The organism is Streptomyces sp. NPDC054796 (assembly GCF_053611545.1).
This window is the reverse complement of the sequence record NZ_JBSHAO010000146.1, coordinates 1-2,204: the sequence shown is the minus strand read 5'-3', so window position 1 is coordinate 2,204 and position 2,204 is coordinate 1. Positions and strand designations below refer to the sequence as shown.

Genomic DNA, 2,204 nt, shown 5'->3' with positions numbered 1-2,204 from the left:
GTGTGCTTGATCTACTGATGGTGGGAGGGGGGTTGTTTTGGCGCGATTCGTCGAAGGTGTCGACTCGAACTCGCAGGCTCCGCTTGGAGGCGAGGGTGTGCCCTTGCCACGTACCTGTGCCGGGGACGGCGCACGAGGGCGGCCTTGAGTCGAGCGATGCTCCGGGCAACATCAAGTAGAGACAGCGCGCTCATGATCGTTGCCTCGTCCGGTGCGCAGGGCCGTGACGGTGCTGGGGTCGCATGGGCGTGTTGGCCTGACGCAGAAGCCGGTAGACCGTGGCAGTGGAGAAGCGGTACTCCTGGGCGAGCACAGGGACTGCGGCCCCGTCCTCGTACCGCTTTCGCAGGGACAGCGCGAGTTTCTGCCGCTTGGCCGCTCGCGCCGCGGAGCGCAGCAGCACTGTCTCCTGCGTGGTGCGCACGGTGCCGCCAGCCTCGACCAGCAAGCGCCGGGCTACGGTTCTCGTTTTCCCCGCCGTAGCGGCGAGTTCGTTGAGAGTCGCGCCATGCTTCTCGTAGAGCGCGCGCAGACGGACCGCGAGCCGCCGACGCGCGTGCGGGTCTTCGCGCAACCGTCGTGTCTGCCACGGCGTGCGCATCACGGTCCCGGCCTTGTGAAGCCGGTTGAGAACCGTGCCGTAGCTCAGCCCGCTATCGGTCACGAGTTCGTCAACCGTAGCGCCGGACTCGTATCGCGCACGCAATGCCCGCGGGCTTGGCGCTCCGCTCTCGGGCGACGTGTTCCGGGCGTGTGCGGTCATGTGGTGGACTCCCATTCGCTGAGGGCTTCGGCATGGGCGGCTGTCAGCTCGTCGTAACTGCGCTGGTCAGCTGGGGTGATGAGGATCAGCCGTCCGTCTGTGGCGATCCGCCAGTCGGGAGCGGCGCAGCCGGTGGACGGATCAATGACGTATCCGCCTGGCATGTGCGAAGCGGAGGGGATCTCGTCGGGGCGGAGCGCCGGGACGAGGATCAGGCGACCGTCGCGGACGATGACGGTGGCCTTGCTGCGGTGTTCTGCAAGCCGGTCCAACGCCGCTCGGTAAGTGCGGCGTTCCGTGGCGTGGAGGAGTTGTCGACGCGCGGCGATGCCCGTGGTTCCGTATCGTCGGGCGATCGCATCCCACCCGCGCGAGGCCACGGCTTCTGGGCCGGAAACAGCTTCCTGAGGACTAGCGAGGTCGTGCACGGCGTGTGGGGTCAGGTTCCAGATGTCGCCGACGTGCTGCACCAGGCCGTGAGACCTGAGGCGCTGAAGGGTCCGGTAGACGGTTGCGCGGGAGACGGACGAGGTGATGACAAGTTCGCCGACCGTCTGGTCCGGGCGGGCGTGCAAGGCACCGATGATCATGAGGGCTGAGCTGCCGAGCGCGTGGTGAGCGAAGGCATCGTGGGACATCAGGTGGCCGACGACGGCGGAGTCGATGTCGGCCCCCACCTCTGTCTCAGAGGCGGACCACTCCTCAAGTGCCGGGCCGGGGGGGTACTGAGTGGTGCGGAAACGAGACAATGAATCGGGGGCGCCGTGATGGTCGACGCTGCCGTCGCCCAGGTACCAGGTGGAGCCATCGTTGCCGTGGCCGACCCGCAGCCGGCGCAGCCAGCCACACGGCTTGAGAACGGTCTCGTAGACGACCCGCAACGTCGTCCGGGAGATCCCGGCCTCCTCGGCGGTCTGTCGCTCACTGGCGTGATGCAGGGGCCCGCCGGTGATCTCGGCGAAGGTCAGATGCGCCCGCAGCACCCGCAGCGCGGTCCGTCCCCGCTCCCCACGCCAGGGCGTCGTTTCGATCCGCTCGCGCAGTGCGCCGAGGACCTCGTAGGCGTGCTGCCGCGACTCCAGCACGCTCGTGCTGCTCACCACCGCCGAGGCGCTGGTCCACACCCGGCGGATGTAGTCCAGGACGCGCGACTGCCCGGAGCGCAGCGCGATGTGCCGGGCGTGCCGACCGCCCTCATGGTCGGGGTGGAGCAGCAGCTGGGCCAGCTCATCGGCGGTTCCGCCAGCGCGGGCGACGTGGCAAGCGATCGCCGCGGTAATCCGGTGGCCGTGCTCGGCCATGCCCTGTCGCCCTTCGCGATGAGCGACTCCGCCTCGGTCGAGCTTGCTGTAGCTGCCCGCCGCGTAACGTCCGGTGAGGTCTCCGAGAAGGACCAGATCAGCGGCTGCCCGGGGGAGGCCAGCGAGTCCCTGTGGAGAGG

At 68.6% G+C, this 2,204-nt stretch carries 2 protein-coding genes; both read right to left on the bottom strand.

What is annotated here, in order from left to right; translation table 11 throughout:
- Positions 1-190: 190 nt before the first annotated feature.
- Complete coding sequence (locus ACWGJ2_RS40240) at positions 191-664, bottom strand: helix-turn-helix domain-containing protein (protein WP_453351383.1); 474 nt, start codon at positions 662-664, stop codon at positions 191-193.
- A gap of 95 nt (positions 665-759) precedes the next feature.
- Positions 760-2,064, bottom strand: coding sequence for a helix-turn-helix domain-containing protein (locus tag ACWGJ2_RS40235; RefSeq protein WP_453351382.1), 1,305 nt, complete (start codon positions 2,062-2,064; stop codon positions 760-762).
- Positions 2,065-2,204 lie beyond the last annotated feature (140 nt).

Excerpts from the sequence above, each read along its gene's own strand:
- ACWGJ2_RS40235 (WP_453351382.1), bottom strand. The coding sequence starts at position 2,064 with ATGGCCGAGCACGGCCACCGGATTACCGCGGCGATCGCTTGCCACGTC.